Origin of the sequence: Faecalibacterium sp. 9 (assembly GCF_048320955.1) — a bacterium.
GTDB lineage: Bacteria > Bacillota > Clostridia > Oscillospirales > Ruminococcaceae > Faecalibacterium > Faecalibacterium wellingii.
Window position 1 is genome coordinate 363,601 of the sequence record NZ_JBLWGB010000003.1, and the last position, 26,508, is coordinate 390,108.

At 55.0% G+C, this 26,508-nt stretch carries 39 protein-coding genes; 29 read left to right on the top strand and 10 right to left on the bottom strand.

Features of this window, described 5'->3' with window-relative positions:
- The first annotated feature begins 17 nt into the window (after window positions 1–17).
- The 21 genes from ACKXF9_RS14085 (at window position 18) to ACKXF9_RS14185 (ending at window position 17,209) form a co-directional block, all read left to right on the top strand.
- Window positions 18–3,770 (top strand): phage tail tape measure protein, encoded by a 3,753-nt coding sequence (locus tag ACKXF9_RS14085; protein ID WP_418266561.1) that lies wholly within the window; start codon window positions 18–20, stop codon window positions 3,768–3,770.
- Window positions 3,760–4,422 (top strand): LysM peptidoglycan-binding domain-containing protein, encoded by a 663-nt coding sequence (locus ACKXF9_RS14090; protein ID WP_156070581.1) that lies wholly within the window; start codon window positions 3,760–3,762, stop codon window positions 4,420–4,422. Before ACKXF9_RS14085 ends, ACKXF9_RS14090 begins: the two co-directional genes overlap by 11 nt.
- A 9-nt stretch (window positions 4,423–4,431) precedes the next feature.
- Window positions 4,432–5,652, top strand: coding sequence for an XkdQ/YqbQ family protein (locus tag ACKXF9_RS14095; protein ID WP_238077771.1), 1,221 nt, complete (start codon window positions 4,432–4,434; stop codon window positions 5,650–5,652).
- A gap of 12 nt (window positions 5,653–5,664) precedes the next feature.
- The gene (locus ACKXF9_RS14100) at window positions 5,665–6,183 is read left to right on the top strand and encodes a DUF2577 family protein (protein ID WP_129872782.1); all 519 of its coding nucleotides are present in this window, start codon (window positions 5,665–5,667) and stop codon (window positions 6,181–6,183) included.
- The gene (locus tag ACKXF9_RS14105; protein ID WP_418266562.1) at window positions 6,180–6,587 is read left to right on the top strand and encodes a DUF2634 domain-containing protein; all 408 of its coding nucleotides are present in this window, start codon (window positions 6,180–6,182) and stop codon (window positions 6,585–6,587) included. Before ACKXF9_RS14100 ends, ACKXF9_RS14105 begins: the two co-directional genes overlap by 4 nt.
- 1 nt (window position 6,588) lies before the next feature.
- Window positions 6,589–7,668, top strand: coding sequence for a baseplate J/gp47 family protein (locus tag ACKXF9_RS14110; RefSeq protein WP_129872784.1), 1,080 nt, complete (start codon window positions 6,589–6,591; stop codon window positions 7,666–7,668).
- Entirely contained in the window at window positions 7,646–8,404 is a 759-nt protein-coding gene (locus ACKXF9_RS14115; RefSeq protein WP_418266563.1) for a hypothetical protein, read from the top strand. Before ACKXF9_RS14110 ends, ACKXF9_RS14115 begins: the two co-directional genes overlap by 23 nt.
- A complete protein-coding gene (locus ACKXF9_RS14120; RefSeq protein ID WP_418266564.1) occupies window positions 8,401–9,528 on the top strand; it encodes a hypothetical protein in 1,128 nt (375 codons plus the stop codon). The genes ACKXF9_RS14115 and ACKXF9_RS14120 overlap by 4 nt, the downstream gene beginning before the upstream one ends.
- Before the next feature lie 18 nt (window positions 9,529–9,546).
- Window positions 9,547–10,422 (top strand): hypothetical protein, encoded by an 876-nt coding sequence (locus ACKXF9_RS14125; RefSeq protein WP_418266565.1) that lies wholly within the window; start codon window positions 9,547–9,549, stop codon window positions 10,420–10,422.
- A 20-nt stretch (window positions 10,423–10,442) separates the two neighbouring features.
- Complete coding sequence (locus ACKXF9_RS14130; RefSeq protein ID WP_249235899.1) at window positions 10,443–10,892, top strand: hypothetical protein; 450 nt, start codon at window positions 10,443–10,445, stop codon at window positions 10,890–10,892.
- Window positions 10,893–11,279: a hypothetical protein gene (locus ACKXF9_RS14135; protein WP_418266566.1), complete on the top strand. Its 387-nt coding sequence runs from the start codon at window positions 10,893–10,895 to the stop codon at window positions 11,277–11,279.
- The gene (locus ACKXF9_RS14140) at window positions 11,279–11,854 is read left to right on the top strand and encodes a hypothetical protein (protein ID WP_418266567.1); all 576 of its coding nucleotides are present in this window, start codon (window positions 11,279–11,281) and stop codon (window positions 11,852–11,854) included. Before ACKXF9_RS14135 ends, ACKXF9_RS14140 begins: the two co-directional genes overlap by 1 nt.
- A gap of 42 nt (window positions 11,855–11,896) precedes the next feature.
- Window positions 11,897–12,676: a DUF6273 domain-containing protein gene (locus ACKXF9_RS14145; protein ID WP_418266568.1), complete on the top strand. Its 780-nt coding sequence runs from the start codon at window positions 11,897–11,899 to the stop codon at window positions 12,674–12,676.
- Between the two features lie 10 nt (window positions 12,677–12,686).
- Window positions 12,687–13,157: a hypothetical protein gene (locus ACKXF9_RS14150; protein ID WP_418266569.1), complete on the top strand. Its 471-nt coding sequence runs from the start codon at window positions 12,687–12,689 to the stop codon at window positions 13,155–13,157.
- 11 nt (window positions 13,158–13,168) lie between these two features.
- Window positions 13,169–13,612, top strand: coding sequence for a putative ABC transporter permease (locus ACKXF9_RS14155; protein ID WP_418266570.1), 444 nt, complete (start codon window positions 13,169–13,171; stop codon window positions 13,610–13,612).
- 12 nt (window positions 13,613–13,624) lie between these two features.
- The gene (locus tag ACKXF9_RS14160) at window positions 13,625–13,822 is read left to right on the top strand and encodes a hypothetical protein (RefSeq protein WP_418266571.1); all 198 of its coding nucleotides are present in this window, start codon (window positions 13,625–13,627) and stop codon (window positions 13,820–13,822) included.
- Window positions 13,803–14,462 carry a D-Ala-D-Ala carboxypeptidase family metallohydrolase gene (locus tag ACKXF9_RS14165; RefSeq protein ID WP_270478456.1) on the top strand — a complete coding sequence of 220 codons (660 nt, stop codon included), beginning with the start codon at window positions 13,803–13,805 and terminating at the stop codon, window positions 14,460–14,462. Before ACKXF9_RS14160 ends, ACKXF9_RS14165 begins: the two co-directional genes overlap by 20 nt.
- A 17-nt stretch (window positions 14,463–14,479) precedes the next feature.
- Entirely contained in the window at window positions 14,480–14,836 is a 357-nt protein-coding gene (locus ACKXF9_RS14170) for a serine/threonine protein kinase (RefSeq protein WP_243114925.1), read from the top strand.
- A 15-nt stretch (window positions 14,837–14,851) separates the two neighbouring features.
- Entirely contained in the window at window positions 14,852–15,106 is a 255-nt protein-coding gene (locus ACKXF9_RS14175) for a phage holin (protein ID WP_117504969.1), read from the top strand.
- Window positions 15,107–15,791: 685 nt separating this feature from the next.
- Window positions 15,792–16,637: a hypothetical protein gene (locus ACKXF9_RS14180; RefSeq protein WP_238077758.1), complete on the top strand. Its 846-nt coding sequence runs from the start codon at window positions 15,792–15,794 to the stop codon at window positions 16,635–16,637.
- Between the two features lie 362 nt (window positions 16,638–16,999).
- On the top strand, window positions 17,000–17,209 hold the full coding sequence (locus tag ACKXF9_RS14185) for a hypothetical protein (RefSeq protein WP_156070560.1): 210 nt from the start codon (window positions 17,000–17,002) through the stop codon (window positions 17,207–17,209).
- 41 nt (window positions 17,210–17,250) lie between these two features.
- On the opposite strand, the gene ACKXF9_RS14190 is transcribed toward ACKXF9_RS14185, so the two are convergent.
- The 9 genes from ACKXF9_RS14190 to ACKXF9_RS14230 form a co-directional block, all read right to left on the bottom strand.
- Entirely contained in the window at window positions 17,251–17,460 is a 210-nt protein-coding gene (locus ACKXF9_RS14190; protein WP_249258130.1) for a helix-turn-helix transcriptional regulator, read from the bottom strand.
- A gap of 135 nt (window positions 17,461–17,595) precedes the next feature.
- Complete coding sequence (locus ACKXF9_RS14195; protein ID WP_129872799.1) at window positions 17,596–17,736, bottom strand: protein phosphatase; 141 nt, start codon at window positions 17,734–17,736, stop codon at window positions 17,596–17,598.
- Between the two features lie 138 nt (window positions 17,737–17,874).
- Window positions 17,875–18,336, bottom strand: a complete 462-nt coding sequence (locus ACKXF9_RS14200) for a hypothetical protein (protein ID WP_249258131.1) — start codon at window positions 18,334–18,336, stop codon at window positions 17,875–17,877.
- A 13-nt stretch (window positions 18,337–18,349) separates the two neighbouring features.
- Window positions 18,350–18,586 (bottom strand): hypothetical protein, encoded by a 237-nt coding sequence (locus ACKXF9_RS14205; RefSeq protein WP_249258132.1) that lies wholly within the window; start codon window positions 18,584–18,586, stop codon window positions 18,350–18,352.
- Entirely contained in the window at window positions 18,568–18,990 is a 423-nt protein-coding gene (locus tag ACKXF9_RS14210) for a hypothetical protein (RefSeq protein WP_249235677.1), read from the bottom strand. The genes ACKXF9_RS14205 and ACKXF9_RS14210 overlap by 19 nt, the downstream gene beginning before the upstream one ends.
- A 10-nt stretch (window positions 18,991–19,000) precedes the next feature.
- Window positions 19,001–19,393 carry a hypothetical protein gene (locus ACKXF9_RS14215; RefSeq protein WP_249258133.1) on the bottom strand — a complete coding sequence of 131 codons (393 nt, stop codon included), beginning with the start codon at window positions 19,391–19,393 and terminating at the stop codon, window positions 19,001–19,003.
- Window positions 19,393–19,722, bottom strand: a complete 330-nt coding sequence (locus ACKXF9_RS14220) for a hypothetical protein (RefSeq protein WP_249258134.1) — start codon at window positions 19,720–19,722, stop codon at window positions 19,393–19,395. The genes ACKXF9_RS14215 and ACKXF9_RS14220 overlap by 1 nt, the downstream gene beginning before the upstream one ends.
- Window positions 19,722–20,261, bottom strand: coding sequence for an LPD11 domain-containing protein (locus ACKXF9_RS14225; RefSeq protein ID WP_249258135.1), 540 nt, complete (start codon window positions 20,259–20,261; stop codon window positions 19,722–19,724). The genes ACKXF9_RS14220 and ACKXF9_RS14225 overlap by 1 nt, the downstream gene beginning before the upstream one ends.
- Before the next feature lie 12 nt (window positions 20,262–20,273).
- Entirely contained in the window at window positions 20,274–20,543 is a 270-nt protein-coding gene (locus tag ACKXF9_RS14230) for a hypothetical protein (RefSeq protein WP_249258136.1), read from the bottom strand.
- Between the two features lie 194 nt (window positions 20,544–20,737).
- On the opposite strand from ACKXF9_RS14230, the gene ACKXF9_RS14235 reads away from it, so the two are divergent.
- From ACKXF9_RS14235 to ACKXF9_RS14245, 3 genes are read left to right on the top strand one after another with little or no spacing between them, the layout of a single operon-like run.
- Window positions 20,738–21,100, top strand: coding sequence for a helix-turn-helix domain-containing protein (locus ACKXF9_RS14235; RefSeq protein ID WP_007887891.1), 363 nt, complete (start codon window positions 20,738–20,740; stop codon window positions 21,098–21,100).
- Complete coding sequence (locus ACKXF9_RS14240) at window positions 21,060–21,437, top strand: TnpV protein (RefSeq protein ID WP_002584333.1); 378 nt, start codon at window positions 21,060–21,062, stop codon at window positions 21,435–21,437. The genes ACKXF9_RS14235 and ACKXF9_RS14240 overlap by 41 nt, the downstream gene beginning before the upstream one ends.
- 51 nt (window positions 21,438–21,488) lie before the next feature.
- Entirely contained in the window at window positions 21,489–21,980 is a 492-nt protein-coding gene (locus tag ACKXF9_RS14245; RefSeq protein WP_009266803.1) for a nucleotidyltransferase domain-containing protein, read from the top strand.
- 118 nt (window positions 21,981–22,098) lie between these two features.
- Here the strand turns inward: ACKXF9_RS14245 and ACKXF9_RS14250 are convergent, their stop codons facing one another.
- Window positions 22,099–22,905, bottom strand: a complete 807-nt coding sequence (locus ACKXF9_RS14250) for a helix-turn-helix domain-containing protein (RefSeq protein ID WP_002584331.1) — start codon at window positions 22,903–22,905, stop codon at window positions 22,099–22,101.
- 483 nt (window positions 22,906–23,388) lie between these two features.
- Here ACKXF9_RS14250 and ACKXF9_RS14255 point away from each other — a divergent pair, with 483 nt between their 5' ends.
- The 5 genes from ACKXF9_RS14255 (at window position 23,389) to mobQ (ending at window position 26,508) form a co-directional block, all read left to right on the top strand.
- The gene (locus ACKXF9_RS14255) at window positions 23,389–23,577 is read left to right on the top strand and encodes a hypothetical protein (protein WP_025544156.1); all 189 of its coding nucleotides are present in this window, start codon (window positions 23,389–23,391) and stop codon (window positions 23,575–23,577) included.
- Window positions 23,574–23,915: a DeoR family transcriptional regulator gene (locus tag ACKXF9_RS14260; protein ID WP_055149730.1), complete on the top strand. Its 342-nt coding sequence runs from the start codon at window positions 23,574–23,576 to the stop codon at window positions 23,913–23,915. The genes ACKXF9_RS14255 and ACKXF9_RS14260 overlap by 4 nt, the downstream gene beginning before the upstream one ends.
- Complete coding sequence (locus ACKXF9_RS14265) at window positions 23,908–24,204, top strand: DUF3847 domain-containing protein (protein WP_055149727.1); 297 nt, start codon at window positions 23,908–23,910, stop codon at window positions 24,202–24,204. The genes ACKXF9_RS14260 and ACKXF9_RS14265 overlap by 8 nt, the downstream gene beginning before the upstream one ends.
- A gap of 317 nt (window positions 24,205–24,521) precedes the next feature.
- Window positions 24,522–24,743 carry a DUF4318 domain-containing protein gene (locus ACKXF9_RS14270; protein ID WP_002596507.1) on the top strand — a complete coding sequence of 74 codons (222 nt, stop codon included), beginning with the start codon at window positions 24,522–24,524 and terminating at the stop codon, window positions 24,741–24,743.
- Window positions 24,744–24,927: 184 nt separating this feature from the next.
- Complete coding sequence (gene mobQ, locus ACKXF9_RS14275; RefSeq protein ID WP_418266572.1) at window positions 24,928–26,508, top strand: MobQ family relaxase; 1,581 nt, start codon at window positions 24,928–24,930, stop codon at window positions 26,506–26,508.

Sequence of the window (26,508 nt, forward strand, 5' to 3'; positions counted from 1 at the left end):
GCGATAGGAGGACCGACATGTCAACACTGAAAGTCGTATTCAAGGCCATCGACGAAATCTCCTCCAAGTTCAACGAGATGACGCAGAGCGGCGAACGGGCTCTTGAGGCGTTCGAGAACACCGGCACGGCGGCAGACGGAGCATTGAGCAAGGTCTCCCGCACGGCCGCGCAGACCGCAAAGAGTACCGACGCTGCTGCTGATTCCGTCGATGACCTGTCCTCGGCCATCGGGGACTACGAAAAAGCCACCGGGCAGGCGGCAAATTCTACCGGCGTCCTGTCCGAGAAAACGACCGAGACCGAGAAGAACCTCGACGAGGCAGCGGAGGCAGCCCGTAAAGCCTCGGATGAGGTCGAGAAGTTCGGCGATAAGTCTGAGGAAACTGGCAAGCAGAGCGAGGAATCGAGCAAAAAGAGCCGCGACGGCATCAAGGAGCTGCAGGGCGTCCTTGCGTCGGCCGGAATAGCCGCCACTCTGAACGAGATTAAGAACGGCTTTTTTGACTGCTCCGAAGCGGCCGCACAGTTCGAGACCTCCACTGCAATGGTTGCTACCATCGCGGATACGAGCCAGAAATCCTTGAGCAGCATCTCGAAAGAGGTTCGCAGTTACTCCAACGAGACCGGCGAGGCGGCCAGCGACATGGCGGAGGCGACCTATCAGGCCATTTCAGCCAGCATCAACACGGCGGACGCTGCGGCCTTTGCGGGAACCGCGACCAAGCTGGCCGTCGGCGGCTTTACGTCGGCGACCACGGCTGTTGACGTTCTGACAACGGCCATCAATGCCTACGGCCTCGCGGCGTCGGATGCAACGCAGCTTTCCGACTACCTTATCACCACCCAGAACCTCGGCAAAACGAGCGTGGACCAACTGGCGCAGAGCGTCGGCAAGGTTATTCCTCTGGCGTCTGCGTACAACGTCCAGATGGACAATCTTAGCTCGGCTTACGCTGTCCTAACCGCCAACGGTATCGCTACCGCAGAATCCGGCACCTATCTCAAGTCGATGCTGAATGAGCTCGGCGACACCGGCAGCGGCGTTTCTGAGGTCCTGCTGAACTCCACCGGCAAGACCTTTGCGCAGCTCATGGAGCAGGGCTACTCGCTCGGCGATGTTATGGCTATGCTGGGTAACGCGGTAGATGGAGACAGCACAGCGTTCAACGCCCTGTGGAACTCCACGGAGGCCGGTATCGGCGCACTGTCCCTGTTCAACGCAGGAGCAGACAAGTACAACAGTGTGCTCGAATCCATGCGTACCAGCGCAGGAGCAACCGAAAAGGCATACTCCACGATGGCGGACACGACCGACAAGAGCAAGCAGCGGATGGAGAATGCGTTCAACAACCTGAAAATCTCTGTCGGCGATGTGCTCAACCCCGCGCTCACGCAGGTATACGAAGGATTCACCAACGTATTTGCGGGCATGAGTGATTTTGTGGACGAGCACCCGGCCGTCGTGGCGGCCATTTCTGCCATTGCGGTCGGTGTGGGCGGATTCACGGGCGCGCTGGCCGCCTACAACCTCGCAACCACGGCTGCGAAGTTCGTGACGGAGGCATTCACCGCGACGCTGGCGGCTAACCCTTACGTCCTCGCAGCAGCAGGCATCGTTGCTGTTACAGCAGCGGCCGTTACCCTGACCGGAGTGCTGATTACGCAGAGCGACGAGTACGAGGGCATGACGGCCACCTGCCGTGACCAGTACGACGAGCTGCAGAGGCTGAACGACCAGTACAATGCAGCCTGTGAGCAGTACGGCGAGAACTCCGACGCGGCCAACAGCCTGCGTTACCAGCTCGACCAGCTCAACGACGAGTTTGAAGCCAACCGGCAGACCGTCAAGGAGTTTGTGGCGGAGTGCGACGGCCTCGTCGAGAGCCACAACAAGGTCATGGACGCCTACAACAGCTCCACCTCGAGCATCAAGGACCAAGAGCTCGGCACACTGGCTCTGACCCAGCGGCTCGGGGAGCTGGCCTCGCAGAACACGCAGACCACCGCGAGCTACACGGAGATGAAAGCCATCATCGACCAGCTCAACGCCGATGTCCCGGGTCTCGGCCTGACCTACGACGGCGTGACCGAGAGTGTGGACGCGACGGTCGAGGCTATCAAGAAAGCCGCAAAGGCGCAGGCTGATTCGGAGTATAAGGCCGAGCAGCAGCAGACCTATGTTGACCTGCTGAAAGAGCAGAGCAGCCTCGAACAGCAAATCGCGGAGGCGGAGGCCAACCTCGACGCGGAGCGTCAGCGGCGCGGCATGAGGCAGGACGACGTCACCGGCGACTGGGTCAGCGGCAGCGGCTTTTGGATGGAGGACAGTCCGTGGGTGGCGTGGACTTCTGACATCGACGATTACAAGAAATCCCTCGAGGAGCTGCAAGCTGCCTACGACGAGAACCAGCAGACCCTCTCCGACATTGAGGGCGAGTGGCGCGGCGTCGCGCAGGCAGTCGAGGATTCGCAGAACCAGACCGTCAGCTATGAGGAGGCCGTCAGCGCGGCCGTCAGCACGGCACAGACAGAGCTCGATAACCTCACGGCGGCCTATGACAAGGCGTATGAATCGGCCCGGACGAGCATCGAAGGGCAAATCGGTCTGTTTGACACGATGAAAACCTCGTCTGAGCTGTCCATCAGCGACATGGAAAAGGCCATGCAGAGCCAGACAGACTATCTCAACCTCTACTCTGAAAACCTCAAAAAGGCCGCAGAATACGGCCTCGATGACGGCCTGATTAAGTCGTTGAGCGACGGCAGCGAGGAAAGCGCGGGCTACATCAACGCCATTATCCAGAACATCGAGAAACTGGGAGGCAGCACCGAGGGTATGCCCGCAGCAGCCTCCAAGTTCGTCACCGAGTTTAACTCCAAGTTTGAGGAGACCGAAAAGGCAAAGGACACCTTCGCGGACAACGTCGCCAAGATGGAAACCGACTTCGACGAGAAGATGGGCGAAATCGAGACCCGGATGTCCAAGACGGTTCAAAACATGGAGATGACCGACGAGGCCCGGAAAGCAGCACAGGATACCATCAAGGCCTACTGTGATGCAATCCGCTCCATGACTGGCGAGGCCGGGAGCGCAGCGGAGGCCGTTGCGAACGCAGCCGCCTCCCACCTGAAAACTGCGCCGACAACGACGCCGACCACCACGACAGTTACCGGTCACGCGAACGGCACTCTGTCCGCACAGGAGGACGTCTACATCGCCGGTGAGAAAGGCCCCGAGCTTATCATCGGCGCGCGCGGGTCCGAGGTGTTCCCCACGCAGGAGACCGAAAGAATCCTCGCAGCCGTGAACAGCGCGGAAAACGCCACGAACGCCCCGGAGCCCACGGCAAGCCCGCTCCCGGAGAATGACCTACCGGAGGGTATGGAGGCCGTCAAGGAGTATTCCTATCTCACGGCTGACGGGCAGGGCTCTGATGCACAGCCCACCGGTATTGAGTACGTCGAACCGGAGGTGCAGGCGCAGACTACGGAGGAGGCTGCACCCGCAGAGGAGGCCCCGGTCAACACGACTGCCCCGGCCGCCAGCGACGCGCAGCAGGAGGCCCCGGCCTCCTCCTCGGACGCGCCCAGCATTGGCGAGACCGTCAAACGCATTATCCTCGAAATCAACGGCAGCGGCTCCATCGACGTCGGCGGCATGAATGAGGAATCCGTCCTCGACATTCTGACGCGCCATGCAAAGCCAGTCCTTATGAGCATCATCAAGGGTGAAATCTTCGAGGAAGGAGACCTTGCCTATGATTTTTGAGAGCAGTATGCAGCTCTGGATTACGCACAACGGAGAGCGCGAGAAACTGCGCTTTCCTGTTCTGCCGACGAAGTTCGACGTCACTCACGGGACGAAGAACACGAGCGTCACCATCAGTGGCCTCGGCGAAATCCTCGTTTTGCAGGACCGGGCGGCCGTGGAGGTATCGTGGGACAGCTTTTTTCCAGCCGCGTATTTTCCGGGCATCCAGACGCCATTTATGCTGTCGTCACCGGATGCGATGATGCAGCGGCTTTTCGAGTGGAAAATCAGCGCGAAGCCGGTGCACCTCATCCTGACCGGAACGCGCGTAAACTTCTACGCGGCTATCCAGAGCTTGCAGCCTTACAGAAAAGGCGGCGACCCCGGGAGCATCTACTACAAAATCAAGCTCAAGGAGTACAGAGAGGTCAGAATCCGGCAGGTCAAAGTCAGCTCGACCGGAACTGCGACCGTCTCCGGCGGCTCCACCCGGACAGACAACCGAGTGCAGGCGAAAACCTACACGGTCAAGCCCGGAGACTGCCTCTACAACATCTCGAAATCGACCCTCGGCGACGGAGGCCGGTACAAAGAAATCTATTCCCTGAACAAGGATAAGCTCAAAAACCCGAATTTGATTTATCCCGGACAGGTGTTGCAGCTCCCGTGAGGTGAGGCAATGAGCAAGATTACATTCCTCGTCACAAAAGGCGAGACCACCTACGACATGAGCGAGCTGGTGGAGAGCGCGACATGGAGCGGCCGAAAGGGCTCCCCGGCGCGCACTCTTTCCGTATCGCTTATCGACGATGACGGCTGGAAACACGCCCGTTCCGGCATTGATGTCACCAAGGGAAACCACTGTGTTTTTTATTGGGAGGGCGCAGAGCTGTTTCGCGGCATCATCATGCAGCAGAGGCAGAGCACGAAAAAGACCATGACCATCAAGGCCTACGACGTGGGTATCTACCTGTCGAACAACAAAGACAGCTTTTGCTACAAGCGGAAAAAGGCGTCCGAAATCTTCAAGGACTGCTGCGACCGATTCCAGATTCCGTACAAGGACGTGGCCGACACTGGCTACGTCATCTCGGAGCTGCCAAAGGCCAAAACGACAGCCTGCGATGTTATTCTGGACGCCTTGAGCCTCACGTTTAAGGCCACCGGCATCAGGCATTATGTGACGTCAGCCGACGGGAAACTGAGCTTGATAAAGCGGAAAGACAGCATCCTGCAATGGGTGGTGGAAACCGGCCGGAACCTTATAAGCTACGACTACACTTGCAGCATCGAGAAGGTGAAAACCCGCATAAAGCTGCTGTCTAAGGAGGACAAAGTGCTTGCCGAAAAGGCGGACACGGAGCTCGAAAAGACCATCGGCATCATGCAGGACATTTCCACGCCCGACAGCAACACCGAGGAGGCGAACCTCACGGACATGGCTGAATCCATGCTCGCAGAGCAGAAGCTCCCCAGCAAAACGCTGACAATCGAGGGCCTCGGGCAGGCAAACGTCATTTCTGGCGTCGGCCTGTGCATCATCATCAGGCCGCTCGGCATCTCGAACAGCTACTATGTAGACGAGGATACCCACACATTCAAGGGCAACTACCATGCAATGCGCCTTACATTGAACATGGCAACAGACACCGAGCGGAGCGCAAAGGCGAGCGATGAAAAGAGCTCGACCTCGCACTCCGTCGGCGATAAGGTCCAATTTTCGGGTGGTCCCCAGTACGTTGCGTCCACCGCGACGTCTCCGACCAACAGCCCGAAAGCGGGACCGGCGAAAATCACCGCCATCGCCAAGAGCAAGAACGCAAAACACCCGTACCACATCATCCACACGGACAAGCAGAGCACCGTCTATGGATGGGTGGACGCCAGTCAAATCGGATAGGAGGAGCTGCACATGAACCCGGATGAAGCGACGAGCCTAAAGCAGCTCTTTCTCTCCATGCTGCCGAAAGACGGCGGCATCGTTGTCGGCACGGTCACGAAAGAGAGCCCGCTCACCATCCAGATAGAGAACGACGAAAAGCTCGAAATCTCTGGCAGCGCGCTCCTCGTCCCCCGGAACCTGACCGACTATCAAGTGAAAGTAGACATCGCCCTCGCGGACGGCAAAATCGACAGCAACACCCATGTGGGAGGCGCGCACGGCCACAAGTTCCAGTTGTTCGATTCCAGAGGCGGAGGGGTGACCGGCCTCGTCGGCTGCCCGCTTGAGGGCGATAAGGACAAGCCCGTGGGAGACTATCACAAGGTCGAGAGCAGCAAGGAGAGTGCGCACATCCACTCGCTGAAAACCTTTTCCATCGAGAGCGGTCTGCTGACCGTTTACAATGCGCTCAAGACGGGCGAATCTGTCTACCTTCTCCGCTTCAACGACGGTAAGAGCTACTACGCTCTTGAGAGGGCTATCGTATGAGCAGAGTATTTGTTCCCATTCCTATTTCCGGCATCGAGGAGGAGAAAGAGCAGCCGTCGCTCACCTACAAGCTCGACCTCGATACCGGGCGCATCGTCGGAAAGATTGACGGCCTCGAAGCCGTCAACCAGTTTATTTTGAAAGCACTCCTCACTCCGCGTTTCCACTGCCTCGTCTACGACAACCAGTACGGCAGCGAAATCAAGGACACTGTCACGGACGAGAACGCGACAGAGGAGCTCATCAGGGCGGAAATCCCGAGACTTGTGGAGGATGCACTCCTCTGCGACGGCCGGATTCTTAAAGTCTATGACTTTGAGTTTGAGTTCAACGAGGATTCCTGCAACGTCCACTTCACGGCGGACACTATTTACGGGACCACAGAGGTCGAGGAGGTGATATAGAGTGTTTGAAGCCCAGACCTACGACAAGGTTTTGGAGGAGATTTTGAGCCGCGCGCCGGACGGAATCGACCTCCGGCAGGGCAGCATTTTCTACGATGCTGTCGCAGGCATCGCTTTCAAAATCGCCAAATACTATGCAGACCTCGAACAGGTGTTCGAGATGGTGTTTCTGGTGACGGCGACCGGCGATTACCTGACGCTCAAGGCGGAGGAATACGCCGTTTACCGGCAGGCAGCCGCGACGGCAAAGTACCGCATCAAGTACGACGGGGAACTCCCGGAGCTCGGGACGCGCTTCTTCTGCAGCGGCCAGTATTTTGTGCTGGCGCAGGATGACGCCCTCGGCATCTACATCGAGGCGGAGAAAGCCGGAACGGAGGCGAACGACATTCCGGCCGGAACCTCTGTTGTGCCGACCGACACGCAGCGGAGCCTCACGGCCTGCTCCATCGTCGAGGAGCTCGAACCGGGCGCAGACGACGAGGACGACGAGAGCCTCCGAAAGCGTGTACAGGAGAAAATCGCTGGACCGGCAGAAAATGGAAACCAGCAGCATTACAAAACGTGGTGCGAGAGCATCTCCGGCGTCGGCCGTGCGCGCATAGTTCCCCTTTGGGCGGGAGAGAACACGGTCAAAGGCATTCTCATTGACACGGAGGGCGGCCCGGCGTCTGAGGCTGTTGTGCAGCGCGTACAGGAGTACATCGACCCGGGCGGGACCGGCCTTGGTGAGGGACAGGCCAACATCGGCGCGCACTTCACCGCGACATCCGCCACGGCGAAAAGGGTCAACATCTCTTTCTCCGTGACACTTGCAAAGGGAGGAGACCTCGCCAGCGTCAGGAGCGCAGCGCAGACGGCCCTCAAAGCTCAAATCAAGAGCATCAACCTCACCACGGACGACAGCGAAACGCCCACCCTGCGCATCAGCACGGTCGGCAACACGATTTACAGCCTCTTGGGAGTGCTGGACTACGCAAACCTCCGTTTCAACGGCCAGACGGCAAACGTCGAGGCCGGAAAAGAGGAGGTATTTGTTTTGGGGGAGGTGACAGTAAGTGAAACCAACCCTGTATCCTAACGGATTCCCCAGCGCATACGAGGAGCTGAAAACATTCTACCCGGTGTTCTACCGGGATGTTTTCGAAATGGACGCTATCTGGCGCGCAGCCGGAGGCGGGCTGGACGAAATCGAGGACGGCGTGGACGCTGTTGTCAACAACAACTTCGTATCCCTGATGGACACGGATACGCTGGCGCAGATGGAAACCTTCCTCGGTATCCCTCTGAACCAGAAGCGCACCCTCGAGGCGCGGCGCAAGCTCGTCGCCTTGTACTTCATCGGCGGCAACCACATCGGCTCTCAGGAGATAAAAGATATTGTTTTTGGATATACCGGAGCCTCGTCCTCTGTTGAATTCAAAAATAGCAGAATTTATGTGAAGCTCTTCCCAAATGATAACTCCACATTCTTATCGAGCGACGTCATGGAATGCTTGAAGCGCAAGATTCCGGCTCATCTTTCGCTTTCGCTTGTTCTTGCATATATTCCGGATTTACAGCCAGCCTACGTCGCCGCCGCACCCTGCGGAATGGCTGCCTTTTGCACCGTTCGGCTGCCCGGAAGCATCAAACCCCGCGCCGTCACGGCTCGTGGCTATGTTGCCGGTGCTATGAGCGCAGCGCGGATGCAGACGACCGTTGAACTGCCCGGAGCCATCCACCCGAAAAACATCACCGCGCAGGCATACGCCACCGGCAGGCTTGCGCACACGCACGAAACCGTAACCATCAAGATTGGAGGACAGACAACATGAGCTGGGAAAAATCCAGTTATACAACTGCCGGTGCCGCGCTCCTGTCGGAATCCCTCTCCGGCGGCGCGCTCACCATCACCCGCGCCGTGAGCGGCACCGGCATCGTTGAAACCGACTTGTCGGCAGAAACGACCGTCAGCGGCGAAACGCACGAACTGACCATCCTTGCGATTGACACCGTAAAGGACGGAGAGGAAACGGCCCGGAAAGTCAGCATCCAGATTACCGGAGCAGAAAGCACCTACATCATGCACCAGATCGGCGTATATGGCCGCCTGAATGACGATGCCGAAGTGCTGCTGTTCATCATGCAGGATGAACGTGGAATCGAAGTCCCTGCATCCAGCGTGAACGCTGACTTTGAAATTGAGATTGCTGCCCTTATTGCAATCTCGAACAAAGCAAAAATCGAAATTGCCCTCAGCCCGCAGATGCAGGCTTTGATGAAGCTGGTCAAGGCCGAAATTGAGAAGCACAACGCCGCCGCTGATGCCCATGCAGCGACCATCACGGCAGCGGTCAGCGCTGCCGTGAAGAACCTGTCTGAATCCGGGGAAATCCTGAACGAAGAACAGGTCAAGGCCCTTATCAAGGAGCAGGTGGACGGCGGTACGGGCGGCGGCTACTATGGCTCCTACGAACTCACTCTTGCAGCGGACGGGTGGAAGCCCGCCCGCAGCGAGGATGATTACGAAAATGCCGGTGGTATGGATTACTACCAGTGTATCTATGATGCAGAACTGTCGGACAGCACCAGTGAGCTTGTACCCGTTGGCGTTGTATCTCCCGGCAGTTTCTATACTACGACCAAAGCGGGTGTCCTGAACGGGTGCGAAACGCATGATGGTTTCATCAGATTCTTTTCTCAGCGCATCCCGAAAGCAGACATTCAGGCGACCGTAACCCTGTTCGGGAAAGGAGGTGGTTCGGGTGAAACCGGTAGTGTAAGCATCGGTCAGGGCTTGAAGCGTGACGCGAGCGGCGCTATTGCCGTCCGCATTGGCGAAGGCCTTGACTTTGACAGCGCAAACGCGCTGACTGTCCGCAAAGAAACCGTTATGACGAGCGAAGACCTGCTGAACGAGGAAGAAACGCAGCAGGAAATCGTTGATATGCTGAAATAATTTTAGGAGGACACTACTATGTCTAAGCAGATTTCTACCAAGACCACCATCCGCAACCTGACCGCCGAGATCAAGAAGACCTTCGTCAAGAAGGATGCCTTTACTCCGGTTCAGGCCGCCGCCAACGCCGCCATCAAGTCTTTGACTGTGGACGGCAACACTGTGAACTTCTACACCAGCACTGACAAGACCGGCTCCGCTGCATTCTCCGTTGACTTCCCCTCTGAGCTGTTCCTCGACCAGACCAAGACCACCTTTGTGGCAAAGTTCAAGTTCGACGCCGCCACCTATCCCGGCGCTACCGACCCCAAGCTGGAAGGCAAGCCGGTCATGGTGCTGGCCGTCAAGGGCGAGAACCCGGACTCCTGTACCTACTCCTTCTTGAGCATGGCCGCTCTGGTCGATACCTATAAGGCCAAGGCCACTGGCAAGGACGCATCCACCACCGTTACCATCGCTGGTTATGAGGTGGATGTCAAGGTCAATGTTTCCGCTGCTGTCGGCAACGCCCTGGTTCTGAAGGACGATGGTCTGTATGTTCCCACCCCTGAGAAAGTGGACATCTCCGGCAAGGCCGATAAGGTCACCGGTGCCACCACCGGCAACTTTGCTGCGCTGGATGGCGAGGGCAATCTGACCGACAGCGGCAAGAAGCCTGCGGACTTCGTGGGCGCCGAGGCTGGCAAGCGCCTGATGAGCGATGCCGAGGGCGAAAAGCTGGCCGGTGTCTCTGAGGGCGCAACCAAGACTGCCGCCAGCTCCACCAACGGCAATGTGAACATCGACGGCAAGGAAGTCGTCGTGTACACCGAGCCGGAGAATGTTCTGCACGACGAGGACGTGGAGGACTTCTCCGCAGAGGAGATCGCCGCTCTGCTGGCTGACGCTGACTAAGACATGAGGAGGTAAGCTCTATGGCAAAAGCGAAGGTCAAAACGCTTTTGGGCACAGGGCTTGCCGCGCTTTGCAGCCACATCAAGCAGTGCAACACCGCACTCGGAGACCTTTCCGAAGCAACGGCAAACGGATTCGAGGAAACCGATGACATCCTGCACGAAAAGCAGGATGTCACGGCTGCGGTGTCTTTTACGATTCCGGTCGATGGCTGGGGCGAGGATGATTCCTCCCCCGGCTATTTTTATTGTGACATCCCCATTGCGGGCCTGTTGGCTACCGACATTGTGGATGTTACGGTACTGCCGGAATTTTACGATGTGGCGGGTGCGGTGGGCTTTATTGCGACCGAAAGCCTCGAAGGAAAGCTGCGGCTGAGGGCCGCCAAAGCTCCGACCGAGAAAATTTCTGCACAGTATCACATTACAAGCACCGTGAAATACACGGCTGCACAGGAAGGGGGAACCTAAATGGCATACGGTTCTTTTAACGCAGGCCCCGGCAAGGCGCCGGATGAAGATGTTGTCCGCACTAACCAGATCGGCGTACCGGGCGGCGTGGCAACGCTGGATGCGGATGGTAAGCTGTCTGAATCGCAGCGTCCGGCGGTGGACGCATACACCAAGGCTGAGACCGACCAGCGCATCAGCGCAGCCGTGGACGCTCACAACGGCGCGGAGAATGCCCACAGCGACATCCGTGCCAGTGTGGCAGCTATGAACGCCAGCATCAAGGCCATTGAGCTGAAGTTCGGCACGAACGTCACGAAAAACCCGTTTTCTGCCACGTTCGGCAGCCTTGACGGTCTGGCCGTCGCCGGCGTGTGGAACGCAGAACAGGCGAGGGTGGAGTTCTGATGGCTGAAACATTCAAGGTCGGCGCGAATGCGCGGGAGCTGTTGCGCTACACTCAGAGGGCAACCCGCATCGTCACCGATGACATCAGCCGGAGCGATGCCCGGAAGATCATCCAGAAAGTCGCGGCGCTCGAAGATGTGCGCGACATCCAGAAGGTGTGCGGCACTGTCGTCCATGCACTCGACACACGGGACAGGGAGGGCTTTTCCAAAAGCACTTTCCGTCTGTACGGTGATGGCATCCGGCTGACTGCCCGGCAAATCCTGCTGGATGCACACGCGGCGAACAACGTCAATTTCCAGACCGACTACGACAAGCGCGTTGAGAAGATCGGCGCAGTTGTGGACGGCTGCTCTCTGCTGCTGGAATACCTGACCATCTGCACGGAGGAAGGTATCATCAGTGCGAAGAAAGCCGGTATCTGGACAAAGAAGGTCACGGACGTAAAATACCCGGCGATGAAGTGGCTCACGTCGGAACGCGGACGTGCCGAAAAACTCCGGGCAGAAGCGGAACGGAAACGGCTGACCGAACAGGCTGCCGCCCTGAAAGCCGTCCTTTACCCGGAACCGTAAACGCACAGCGGGCAACCGCTTTGCATAAAGGGTGCGGTTTGTTTGTCTGACGCTGCCATTTGGTGGCTGCGCTCTCCGAACACCAACAATAACAACAACGTCTGGTACGTCAACACCGATGGCTCCAACAGCTACGGCTGGTACGACAACTCCTGTGGTGTTCGCCCCGCTTTCATTCTTCCCTCTACACTCGTGGTCTCTGACGATGGCACGGTCAGTGTCAACACTGCGCCTACCGTCACCACGGACGGCGCAGCTCTGGGGCAGAAGAACGCGGCCTTTGCGTGGAAGTACACCGTCAGGGATGCCGACGGCGACACCTTGACCGTCACCGAAAAGCTGGACGGCAAGACCACCAAGACCCGCACCGGCGTTGCCAGCGGCACGGCCCTGACCTTTGAGCAGACGGCCAGCGCTGCCGGATTCCAGAAAATCCTGAACGGCAACCACACCATCACCGTTGAGGTGAGCGACGGCAAGGAAACCGTCAGCACGTCCGCGACCTTTACCAAGGCCGTCCACGCCGCAAGCGTGACACTGGCCGAACCGCTGGCCGTGGACGGCGACATTACCGTTGCTGTGCTTCAGGTGACCGGCTCCATCCCCGATGATGCGAAGTTCAAAGCCGAAGTGACCAACAACGCACTCGACAGCTCCCCGGTCTGGCAGGATGCCACGACCGAGGTAAAAAAAGGCGTGAACATCGTCTTTGAGAATAAGACCGCCACCAACGGCGCGGCGTTTAACTTCCGCGTCAGCGTGGAGCGCGGCGAATCCGGCGAGGGCGGCTACATCGAAGCCGTCTCCGGCGCATTCCAGTAAGGAGGACAGTATGGCTATCGAATGGAAGAAAAATGACCTTCCCGCTCTGGCGCAGAAGGTGGCGGACGACGCCTCCGAAACCTGCCAGAACTTTATTTATGCTGGCATCGACGTGGAGCTGTCCGGCGGCACGCAGCACTTTTCGCTGATGCCAAACGACCAGACGAACATCGACTCGATGTTTGCGGCCATTACGTTGGGCGCGTCAGAATACCCTTACCACCCGGATGGCGGCAAGTGCGTTATGTACAGCGCGGCAGACATTATTACCCTGTACAGCGAATACAAGAGCTTCGTCACCAAACAGACGACCTACTGCAATGCGCTGCGCCAGTGGGCGAAGCGCGAGACTGACCCGAATGTTATCGGCTCCATCTATTACGGATGCACCCTTCCCGAGGACCTCGAAAAGGAAGTCGAGGGCATCCTCAGCGCAGCGCAGGCGCAGATTGTGGCCATCATCAACAAGCTCTCCGCCTAAGGAGGACCGAAATGGCAAGGAACTCTGTATGTAAAACTGCCATCCTCTTTGTGCTCGGAGGACTTGCATACTTCGGACTCGAGGTGCTTTTCAGAGGACATAGCCATTGGACGATGTTCGCCCTCGGCGGATTCCTTTTTCTGATTCTCGGTGAGCTGAACGAGGGTCTACTTGAGTGGGACACCCCGCTCATTTTGCAGGGCATCATCGGTTCAGCCATCGTGACAGGAGCGGAGCTCGCAACCGGGATGATTCTCAACGTCTGGCTCGGCCTCGGCGTTTGGGATTACTCCGGGATGCCGCTCAACTACAAAGGGCAGATTTGCCTCCCGTTTAGCATCCTGTGGATTTTCGTGTCCATCGCGGCCGTTGTCCTCGATGACTGGCTGCGATACTGGCTGTTTGGGGAGGAGCGTCCGCACTACACACTGTTCCGGCGCGGCGAGAGCCGCTGAAAGGAGCCGCCAATGAACCGCGAGGAGAGGCTCGAACAGCTTTTGACGGCCACCGTTAAGCTGCTCGACCGGTGGGAGGAATACTCCCTCGAAACGAACTGCGGGGAGCCGGAGGGCTACGGAGCAGCCCGCGCGGTGGTACACGCAGAATTTTCCGTACTCAAACAGACCAACAAAGGAGACGGCGAGAATGAGCGTAATTACCTTTAAGCCGAATGACCACACGAAAATCACCACAGACTTCGAGCGGCACGAGTTCGCCTGTCCGTGCGGATGCACGGCGCAGATGATTGACCCGGAGCTCGTCCAGAAGATGCAGACCATCCGCACCAAGCTCGGCAAGGCCATCAAGGTTACGTCAGGCTACCGGTGCGTGAAGCACAACGCAGACCCGAAAGTCGGCGGCAGCCGGACGAGCCGCCACCTCTACGGCATTGCGGCCGACTGGCGCACGAAGGACCGGAGCGTCAACCCCGTCGCCCTCGGCATCATCGCGGCCGCGCAGGGCTTTGGCGCGGTCGGCATCTACTGGCACGACAAGGCCGCCATTGTCCACACCGACACGCGCGGAGGCAAGGCTACATGGCTTTGCGTCCAGCCCGGCGTGTATCCCAGCACCACCTACAACAAGTTTGTCCTGCCGACCATCGAGCAGGGTTGCGAGGGAGCCGCTAACCGCGCAGCTACGGTTATGCTGCAGCGGCTCCTCGGCATCCCGCACGACGGCAGTTTTGGCCCGGCTACCACAAAGGCACTGATGACGGCCCAGCGTAAGCACGGCCTCGTCCCTGATGGCATTTGCGGCCCCAAGAGCTGGACTGCCCTGTCAGGCGCAGACAAATATCTGTGAGGGAGGAGGTGATACCAGTGGAAACATGGCAAATTCTCGTCACCGTTGGAGTGCCGTCTGGAATCTTTGGATTTGCTGTCTGGCTGATTGAGCGCAAAATCGAGCAGCACGAGAGAAAGCGGACCGAAGAAGCCAAGAAGCGCGAGAACATTGAAGCCCAGCGCGAAAAGAGCAGAGAGGAGCTGCAAATCTGCATCTATGAAACTTCTCTCGCCGCCATCGCCCTCGGCGAGGCCACCGCAAAGGCAGTTCAGCGCATCCCTGACGCGCACTGCAATGGTGATATGCACGCAGCCTTGGACTACGCCTCTAAGGTCAAACACGCACAGCGGGAAGTCGTTTCCCGCTGCGGAATCAAATCCATTGTCGAATGAGAGGAGAACGCTATTATGAAGTACAATAACAAAGTTTCCGCCGCCACCATCGCCCGTACCGCTGCTCTGCTGCTGGCTCTGGCAAACCAGATTTTGAGCGCGTTCGGCAAGTCTCCGCTGCCCATCGAGAGCAGCACGGTGGAACAGCTCGTCACCACGGGCATCACCACCGTTACGGCCCTGATTAACTGGTGGTACAACAACTCCTTCACGCAGGCCGCTATCGAGGGCGATAAGACCTACGAGAACGTCAAGAACCAGATTCACTAAGGACGCCCCAGCAGCTACCACATAACAGCACGAGCCTCCCGGTATTCCTCGCACAAGAGGGCCGGGAGGCTCTTTTTTTATTGCTGTTTTTTGCAATATCTTCCCCGGAAACGCACTTAAAACAGCATTTCCGGCGCGGTTATTCTCGTAAAAAGACATTTTCGGGACAGAAATGCACTTTTTGATACATTTTCTATCATTTCCGTGGATAACCGCAGAAAAACGGCGCGGAAATACCAGAACGACCCGAAAAGTGGAAAACTGGGTGGAAAAAGTTGATAAAAGGGTCATGCGAGACAACACACGCAGTTGTCCCAAAATACCACGAAAAACAATATAACCGGAGCGGAAATACCGTTTTGAACGCATATCCGCGCGGATATGCACTGAAAGCAGCATTTCCGGGTATTTCCGGCGAAACAATCGACAAAGTAGAGTAGAGTAAAGTAAAGAAGAGTAGAGAATATATTATACTCAGCGATTTTGCAATCGCTGGCGCGAAAGCCGTTGCCATTGTCCCTGTTAGGTGCTATCATAAAAGCACGACCACCAACACAGGACAGGAGGACAACAGTTATGGGTAACACAACTGCGTCCCTCACCCACGAACAACTGTTCGGGGGGGGCAACAATCGAGAAAACCGGCCTCGGCATCAAACTGGCCGCGCTCTCTATCGCAATTTGCATGACGCTCACCGGATGCGGCCAAACGACAGCGGGCAGCAGCTCGACGGGCGGGACAACCTCTAACGAGAAAAGCTACTCTGCAAGGCAGGAGGACACGCAGGTCCTAGAGGATGCAGCGAAAGCAGCACTCGATGAAAAGACCGCGATGGAGGTGTCAAGCATTGAAGCCTTCGAGAACAAGGGCGAGTATTCGATGACTATTCGAGTAGTAGCAGCCGGAGGCTACTATATGCCAGACGTAGCGGAACAAACGGCGCAGGCGTTCTTTGACAAGGCGCAGGAGCTTGGCCTAAACGCAACGCAGTACGTTGTCACAGAATATAGCGAGAGCAGCACCGGAGCCAAAGAAAATATGCTGGCGTGGAGCAGTGATGACGGAGTGACCGGTATATACTCTGACGACAGCGGAGCGGAGCCCGTTGTAAAAATTGGCGTCAGCCTAAATGCTCTACGAGAGCTTGTTGGCAACATAAAAGAGCCAGAGAACAGCGAGGAAATAATTGCACTGTCGGCTGACTATCAAGGCGAGTGGGAAAGAGTAGGCCACGAAAAGTACGAGCGGCTTGTGGTGAACGAGAACACGGTGAATACCGTGCTTTTCGAGACCTCAAAAGATTGGAGAAAGGAAAAGACCGTTACACACATTTTTACGCTCTACTTCGGATTAGACGAGGAAAAAGGTCTGGTGGTAACGAACCAATACAAGCAGGTGATTCAGACCGTGTCAATGAACGAGCAGGGAGAAATCGAGCTATACGATAAGAGCCGGGATGAAACTGAAACGTATCGGAAAGTGAGCGACAGTACTGCTGTTCCGACGGTGGGACAGGTGTTGGCAGACTGAAATGACCCGGCAAGTGACGAAAACCTCCTGCGGAGACCCACAAAGCGTCGCAATGGTCGGACGGCAAACTTTACGGCTAGACCACAAAAGTCCGAAATCGAGGCCCCGGAGCCGCGCTCGTGGCGTTCTACGGCTCAACGCAGGAGAAAGCACTCCGAAAAGCTACCGGCAAACTGCCAGCAAGTTGAAATCAGCCTGCGGGAGACGGCCCACAGGGAGGTGATGGAGAGGGCTGCACGGGGACCACGAACAGCCCTCCCGTCACAATGGCTGCTCCGAAACACCCGCAGCGGGAAGAACGGCGCGCGCAAATCCTGTATGCGCGGCAGCGGCTCGACCACTGGCGGGCATAGGAGGCAAGCATGGAACAGTCTATTTATGAGCTCTACATGGAGCAGGTCAACCCGCAGGACACCCGCGAAATCATGCAGGCAGAGGACACGCTCACCGCGCTGCTCAAGCTGGTGGAAAACCGCGAATTGCGCGACGCCATCGACCGCGCAGCAGGCCGCGTTGCCTACCTCCGAGAAGTAGCGGCATTTGAGGCCGGTTACGGCTTTATGCCAGAATAACAAAAAGGGAGGCCCGGCATACCGCCGGACCTCCTAATTCTTTATAGCCCGAGATAATCCTCAATGCTCATGCCGAGCGCAGCAGCGACGGCGTGAATCTGGTAAACATCGCGCGGGACCCGGCGACCGGCCTCCCATTCCTCGAGCGTCCGCAGCGGAACGCCAGAGAGCCGCGACAGCTGGGTGCGGGTCAACCCGCGAGCCTCGCGCAGCCCGGTGATACGGGCGGCAACAGGCGTTAAAGCTGACATCTTGAAATCCCCCTTGAATCTGCTATAATAGAAATGCCGGAGAAGTGAGGCATCTGCAAGCTGTTTCTCACTCCCCCGGCGTTTCAGAACTCTGGCCGCCGTCATCGGCCTTTGTTCTTCATCGGAGAGCCCTGCTTACTTGTTGAGCAGGGCTTTTACTTTTTCCACGGCCTCCTCGAGCGTTTTGCTGTTACGCATAAGCTCAAGAATTTCACGGGTCCGGTTCTCCTTTGCCTCGTCTCGAAGCACCTCGGCGGTATTCATTTCGTCGTCCATGTCGTTTCCTTTCTGGCCTTGCCACCTTACTCATTGAGGAGCGGCCCCCTCAACTGACTATATTATACCACACAAGCGCGTGGAAAGCAAGAGCGAAATGGCAATTTCTTGAAATATTTTTGCGTACCTGTGAAAGATTTACTGCTCGATGTACCGAAAGAGAAAACCGCCCGCATGGGGTAACTTTCCCTTGCATACCTTTCCGATTGCGCTGTCATCCAGACCGGTAGCACGGGAGGCAGCAGCGATACTCGGATACTCATGTATGACCTGATTTGTCTTGCGGTCAATCTGGCAGACCGGAGCAAGCGTTGAGCCGTGATAGGCCCGGACACTCCGGCCGTATCCGTCGCCCGGTTCGGGAGCCGTCTTTCCGTTCCACTTTGCGCCGGATGCAAGACCACCGAAAAGAAAACCCTGCATCTCGTAGGCGCGGGACAGACGCCCAAGCAGCGTGTCGAGCTGGTCGCGCTGGTTGCGTTCGAGAGACTTGAGGAACGTGTCAATCTCCTTTTCGGCCTCGACAACCTCCTGAATCCCGACGTGTAAAACGTCGTTCTGCTCATATTTTTCGTACAACGTCCGATAGACAGCAGACATTGTGTTCCGCCTCCTAGTTGATAATCTTGTAGTCGAACGCATCGGACATCGGCAGGTCCGGCTCACCGTCCCGGCCATTACTGGATGCAGTATAGAGTTTGTCGTGACGCTCCCTCGGCATTGGACCGGGCTCTGTGTACTTCCAGATTGTGCCCAGCTCATCGACGAACACCTCGCGGCCGAAGTCGTCCGTGCCAATGAAGCTCAGGACGGCGACAGCGCGCCGGAGGCTCATTTTCTTTCTTCCCATTCTGCGGACACCTCCCCGTCTTTGTAAAAGAGATTTGCACGACGCAGGCGGAACGCCTCAAGAATGAGCGTGAAAGCAGTGTCGCAGGTGGCGTAGACCATCTCGAAACCGGGCATCTCCCATAGACCGGCATTATAGAAATTGGCAGCCAGCTCGACGACGATGCGCTCATTCTGGCTTAAATTGAACGCCTCTTCTGCAGCCGTAAACATCATGTAGTCCTCACCAATGACGGCAATGCGGAGCTCCGGCCAGCGCGTGAGCGCGGAGAGCAGATACAGGGACGCGCCCCAATACGGATTGATGCGCCCGGATTCGGGATTTACGATGTGAGGAATCCGCTGAAGCTCAGACAGGAACGCGGCCTCGTGCTCCGGGCTTTTGTATGTGATATTTATTTCCATGCGAACCTCCTTACATATCGACCGAAACAAAATGATAGGCGTACCAGCAACCGCGACGGCGAAAGAGCCTGACGCGGGTGGTAAAGAACTGACCGGAGCACCCCATGCCGTCATAACGGTCGTCGCGGTAGGCCCGGTGCATATAGAACCATTCGAGAACGCTCTCTTTTGAGAGGGGAGAGAGCTTCTCTGGCAGCTTAACGAGCTCAACGAAAGAATCGAACTCGTCGCGGATGATGTGGCAATCGGAAACCCGATTGACATATTCTCGGATGTCGCGCTTGAGCTGAGTGACGAACTCCTCGACGCGCTCACTACGCACCGGACCGGGAAACCGCTCGAACATGAGCAGGATATCGTATGCCTCCTTGAGGCTGTCATAATCGTGGATATCGCGGACCATTAGGCTCCCTCCCTTTCTTCCTTTGCCTTGCGGAGCTCCTCGAGAAACTCAGGGAGCGGCAGCCGCTCGAGCTGATACTCCCGGCGCGCGGCCGGAGACAGGCCGTTGAGCCATGTCTCGTACTTTGCCCGCTCCTGCTCCGCGCAGGCCCGGATGCTTGCGAGAGCATCCGCAGGCGGGTAATCCTCGCCGACGTACCAAGTGATTTTTCCCTCGTTGGAGATGTGAGCGACCATCTTAAAATCGCCGTCCTCCATCACGGCGGAGTTGCAGACTGTTACGCCGTTTCCGAGACAGCCAAGGAACAACTTGAAATTCTGGGCAGCCATCAGTAAATCTCCTCCTCGAGCATCTTTTTGCTGAACCGCTCAATCTCCTCGAGAGAGGTCCACTCCGGCTTCTCGTCGTCGGAAAAGCTGTCCCACAGGATGCGCATGGCCTGAATATGATTCTCAACGCAGCAGCCCCAGAGGTACTTGCTGAAACGCGAGCCGCAGCCGAGGAAATACTTGCAGTCCTGAATACAGCGGCTCAAGAGCCTGTATCGGAACTCGGCATCGGAGCCGACAAGGTCGGTGGCGACGTTGCCGAAATAATGAAATTCTGCGTCGCCAGCGAAGTAGAGCGTGACGCTGGCCTCAAGGCTACGCGGCCAGCCGTCCGGATACGGACGGGTCGAGCCGTCGGAAAAGTGGGTCATCGCGGTTGCAGTCACCCCGATGGCGGCCTCGTTTTCGCGAGGGCGGCAGAAGAACGTGCGAATCTGGATGCGCTCACACTCCATGGAACCGGCATTCCCGATACTGTCAGGGAACAGGGACACGGCCGGGTCATACCCGGCAGCTTTCAAACGCTCAAGAACGGTCATCAGAAGAACCTCCTATTCAAACGTATACACATAGCCGTTGTACGGAAAGGCAGCGGCAGCGGCGGCCGCCCGGGTGACCTCCTCGGCGAACTTCTTCGCCTCCTCCGGCGGAACCGTCCCAATGGAGGGCCAGCTCACGCCAAGATGAACAGCACCGTCAGGAGACGGCCGGAGCTCAAAGACCTCCACATTCCCGTGGATGCGGTTCTCGTCCTGCACCTTGCGGAGAGCGGCGAGAAAATCCTCAAAGAACACGGCAGGGAAATTACTTTCGTTTGTCATAAAATACTCCTTTCAGACCTTGCTGTGGCCATCACAAGATGGGCTTCGTCCAGCCGGTCCACCAGCAGTCGAAATCTTTCAGAATCTTCTCTCGGTTCTCCGGGGTGTCAGGCAGTTCATGGCTAATTAAAGGGAACAAAAAGAAAGGAAAAGCCAATCCAGACGGTATCAGCGGCAGGCTACAAGAATAAATTGTGATTTCACAAGATTGGTGCTATAATAAGAGAAAAGTGCCTGCCGGGGCAGCCGCTCCGGTGGTATGGATAGAAAGGCAGGAAAACAATATGCACATCAGCTATAAACCACTCTGGCACACACTGTTAGAGCGTGATATGAGAAAAGAGGATTTAAGGCTTGCTGCTGGTATGACAACAAATATGATTGCCAACATGAGCAAAGAGGGAAAGCACATCAGCATGGATACATTAGCCCGTATCTGCGAAACGCTGAATTGTGAGATTACCGATGTGATTGAGTTAGTACCAGACGAGCCTGCTTCCACAGGAGGTAAGGAACATGAGCGAATTGAAACCAAGAATAAAAGAAAACGGAATTGATTATATCCTTGTTGGAGATTACTACATCCCGGACTTGAAGTTGCCGGAGGAACACCGCCCCATCGGAAAGTACGGACGGATGCACCGGGAATATTTAAGAGAAGTCTGCCCAGCCAGATTACACACATTGACCCTGACCGGGGAATTGTGGACATATCTTGCAGACCTGAACGAACAGGCACAGAAACGGTTAGACACCATCATGGAGCAGATGAAAGCTGCCGAGGGCGTGACCGAGGAATTGAAGCGTACCCGTCAAATGGAATGGGTGCAGCGTTGCAATAACATTCACAACCGGGCAGAAGAAATTGTTTTACATGAGATGATTTATTCATAACGGTATGGTAGAATGATTATTACAAATTAGAAGTTGTAAAGGAGACTTTGTATGGGTAGAAAAGAAATAACAACAAAAGAAGATTTAATGAAAGTAATAGAATTATTCGAAAATACTGGAATTACATACTGGTTGGATGGCGGATGGGGTGTAGATATTTTAGCTGGTAAACAAACAAGAATTCATAGAGATATAGATATAAATTTTGATGCTCAACATACGGAAAAATTGTTAAATGTGCTTTTGAATCTGGGCTATAAAATTGATACAGACTGGAAACCGGTTAGAATAGAGTTATATAGTGATGAACTTGGTTACTTAGACATTCACCCGTTCGTTTTAAATGAGGACGGAACTTCAAAACAAGCTGATTTAGAGGGTGGCTGGTATGAGTTTGAAAAAGATTACTTTGGTAGTGCTTTTTTTGAAGGAAAAACAATTCCTTGTATATCCTTAAAAGGCCAAAGAGTTTTCCACTCAGGTTATGAATTAAGAGATAAAGATAAGCATGATATTTCAATTCTTGAAAGTTTATCAAAATAACATTGCTGTAATTTCTAAGATAAATTCCACTTTATCGCTTTGAAATTTTAACTGAATAAGTATAGCACCAACCGCTGCTACATGGAAGCAAACACAACCATGCAACAGCGGTTTTTCTTTACCGTTTTTTCCTTTGACTGATAGGAGTTCCTGTTTTCTTTGATTTTTGTAGAATCCGAATGAGCCAGCGAAATTCTTCGTCTGACAGATTTTTATAGTTGATGCCGAGCTGCTTGCAGTAAAGGACAACCAGCTTTTCATCCCGACTGCCCTTGAAATTTTCAACCGCTTCCAAATTTTCTTTCAATTCATCGGCAACGGTGGTCTGGGGCGCACTCTCGCTGTCCTTTTTGTGGGCTTCCCGAATATCCCGGATAATGAGATTGAGGTCATCAAGAACCATGTGGCTGAAATATTCATCATCGCTGATATGGGCGGCTTGCAGCACTTTCAAATGCGGGTCGTCTTCGCCGGGGCGATACCGTTCAATGATTTCATGCCGGACAGTATCGACAAGGGCGTTGAGGTTTTGAATCTGCATGGTGGCAATCCCATCTACATAAATCTCAATGTCCGCAAGAAACTTGATAAAGTCCTTATGAGTGGCAAGCTCACAGAGCAGACGGTTGTTAATCCGACCGCCTTTCAGAAGTGCCACCATCTCATCATTCAAATGCAGCTCTGTTAGTGGCGTGTTGATCTGCTCCCGGTTCTCTGTCCGGCACAGCAGATAATCAACGGAAACCCCATAGAAGTCTGCCAGCGTGATAAGGTTGCCATGATTGATTTCCTTATAATCCTCTTTTTCATAACTGCCAAGAGCTGATTTGGAAATGCCCGTCAGCTCTGATAATTCTTCCAGATTTAAGCCTTTGTCCTTGCGGAGTTCCCAAAGGCGTTCCTGTATGCTTGTCGCTCCTTTCATGGGCGCACGCTCCTTTCCGGCGGTTTCATTACTGCCGCTTAACTGGATTATATCATACTTTCCGCAATCGTGGAAATTTCTGATTTTTACCCTTAATTCCTACTTTGTGGACATACGGCACAGGGCACAAAAATGTTCTATGATACAGGTAGTTCATCGATGGATTATTCCAATCGAATGACCAGCCTGTGTGGGATATGCTTCCCCGGCGATGTAGCGCCATGACTTTTGGCAGGGATATGGAGGAACCCTGACCGAAACGAGCGTACCAAAGGGAGCGATACGCCGCTGTGAGATTCAGGGGAGGAACGACACCGGGGAGAACTGGCGAACTGATACCGAAATGATACCGAAACACGACAATCTGATAGGGGGATAGTCTACCCTATCGCTGATACTTCGGGAGATTTTAGGCGGCTCTATGGCTGTAATTTTGCCGAAAATCGCCCCGAAACCATACACTAAAACGGGAGGAAGTGCAATATGCCGAGAATGAGCAAAAAGAGGAAGCATGAGCTTTCCTTTTACCTTAATGACCGGGGGCGTGTCACTTACAACGAATTATGCCGGAAATGCCAGCATGGGTGCAAGCAGAGCTTCCGGGCGGTTGTGGTTGACTGCCCCCGTTATTTATCCAAACGAGCAAAGAAAAAGGAGGAACACACCGAATGAATTTTGAATTTATGACGATAGACACACCATTGCCGCCCTGTATGCCCTTTCCCAGAGCGTTGACAGGATTTCCAGTCAGCAGCACCGCAAAGGTCATGTACTGCCGGATGCTGGACGCTATACTATCCAAAGGGCAGGAGGACGAGAACGGAATCCTGTTTGTCTGCTTCCCTGTCACAGCCATTGCCGCAGTCCTGTCCCGCAGTCCCATGACGGTCAAGCGTTCTCTGAATGAACTGGAAACCGCCGGACTTATCATGCGGGTGCGTCAGGGCGTGGGAGAACCGAATAGAATTTATGTGCTGATACCGGGAAAGGAGGACGCTGCCCTTGCCTGATACCTCAAAGCTGGAAAAACTCAACCGGGAACTGGAGAAAAGCGAAAAGAAACTGCGGAAAGCCATCAATGATGAAAAGGCATTGCAGCACCAGTTGAAGCAGCTTACCCGAAAGGAACGGACGCACCGGCTCTGCACTCGTGGCGGTATGCTGGAAAGTTTTCTGCAAGAGCCGGAACTCCTGACAGATGATGATGTCATGCTGTTGTTGAAACTCATTTTTCACAGGCAGGACACGCAGGAACTATTGAAAAAGCTGCTGGAACGGGAGAAGCCGGAAACCCCTTAGTTTACTAAGGGCGCAATTATACACCACCCAGAGGTTGGTGCATTGCGTTCTCCGAAGGCTCCTCGCCGGAGGGCTGTGATTTTCCGCAGTCATGGTCTGCTCCAAATCATACAGGGGACGCTACGCTTCCCCTGCGCTGGCTACCACCAGCTACCCTTTTGTGGACTTGCCATCTGGGGACACCTTGCGTTGCAAGCTGTTCCCAGCCGACAAGTTTGAAGTTATAAGTGGATTTTTGCGAAGCTGTATGATACTATTATTTTATAACGCTTTGAAAATTCGTGGATTACTTAACAAATTAGAAGGAGGTATTTTATATGTTTAAAAAAGCTTTTTGGGTTCCTTATGAGGATAGTGCCAATTACCCAACTCTTGCAAAAACTATGGAAGCAATTTCAAAGTATTGTGAAGAAAATGGTAAGTCTTATACATTTATTAACGATGACGAAGTGGAGATAAATGGAAAAAGATATGAAATATATAGGGGCTACGAAAATGGTAGTAGGGGAAATTACGGCATAAAATGTAAAGAAAAATAAATCCAGTTTGTTATTCTACACACATCGGGTCAACTTGTCCCGAACTTTCACAACTAAATACCCGCCGTTTACACAGCGGCACACCGAGCAGGAAATCTGAAAAAGGTCTCCTGCTTTTTTTCTGCCCAAAATGAGGTGGTAAAATGCCCACCCATCCACCAATTACCGAAAGGAGGGACACGAAATGCCCTGTCCGCACAACGAAATCACGATTGTTCAGCGCAGCCAACAGCAGTCTGCGGTTGCCGCCGCTGCTTACCAGAGCGGCGAAAAGCTGTTCTGTGAATACGACCAGCAAGTGAAGCACTACCCGGAAAAGCGTGGTATCGTCCACAATGAAATCCTGCTCCCGGCAAATGCCCCACAGAAATATGCAGACCGCAATACCCTATGGAACGCCGCCGAAGCGGTGGAGAAACAATGGAACTCCCAGCTTGCAAGGCGGTGGGTGCTTACCATCCCCAGAGAGATACCGCCTGACCAGTACGCTGTCCTTGTACGGGAGTTTTGTGAGCAGCAGTTTGTTTCCAAAGGCATGATTGCTGATTTTGCCATCCATGACCCCCATCCGCCGGGACACAATCCCCACGCCCATGTCCTGCTCACTATGCGGGCAATGGACGAACATGGGAAATGGCTTCCCAAGAGCCGCAAGGTTTATGACCTTGACGAGAATGGGGAACGGATCAAACTTCCGTCCGGCAGATGGAAAAGCCACAAGGAGGATACGGTTGACTGGAACGACCAGAAGTATTGTGAAATCTGGCGGCATGAATGGGAGGTCATCCAGAACCGCTATCTGGAAGCCAATGACCGCCCGGAGCGTGTGGACTTGCGTTCCTATGCCAGACAGGGGCTTGATATAGTCCCTACTGTCCATGAGGGAGCTGCTGTCCGGCAGATGGAAAAGCGGGGTATCCAGACGAATATCGGAAACCTGAACCGGGAAATCAGAGCTGCCAACAATCTGATGAAGTCCATCCGGCAGCTTATCCAAAACCTCAAAGGCTGGATTACCGAGCTGGGCGAAAAACGGAAAGAGCTGCTTGCACAAAAGGCGGCGGAGGAAGCAACACTTCTTCCCAATCTGCTGATGAAGTATATGGCGATACGAAAGGAAGAACGGAAGGACTGGACGAGGGCTGGACAGAACCGGGGGACTTCACAGGACTTAAAGGCAGTCAGCGAAGCCCTGTCCTATCTCCGGCAAAAGGGGCTTTCTACTGTGGAGGATTTAGAAGCATTTCTGGAAGCGTCCGGGAAATCAGCCGCCGATTACCGCAGTCAGATGAAGCCAAAGGAAGCCCGCAGTAAAGTGATTGACAGGCTTCTTGCCAGCCGGACAGACTGCAAGGAATGTAAGCCCGTCTATGAAAAGTACCAGAAGATATTTTTCAAGAAAACAAAGGAAGCGTTCAAACAGGAACACCCGGAGGTTGCCCGGTATGAGAAAGCCGCCGCCTACCTTGCCAAGCACCCGGACGATAAGGACAGCACCCAAAAGGAGCTACAAGAGGAGCAAGAAACGCTTCTTAGCGAAATCGCAGAGCTGAAAGTACCGCTGACCGAGGTACAGGAGGATTTGAAGAAGCTGCGGGACATCCGCTACTGGGTACGGAAAGCCACACCCGGCACAGAGGAAAGCAAAGAGCCGCCCAAGAAGCAGCCTATCAAGGAAGTCTTGCAGGATAAGGCAGACGAGAAAAAAGCACAAAGAACCGCCCCGGCACAGGCGAAACACCGACAACAGGATATGGAACTTTAA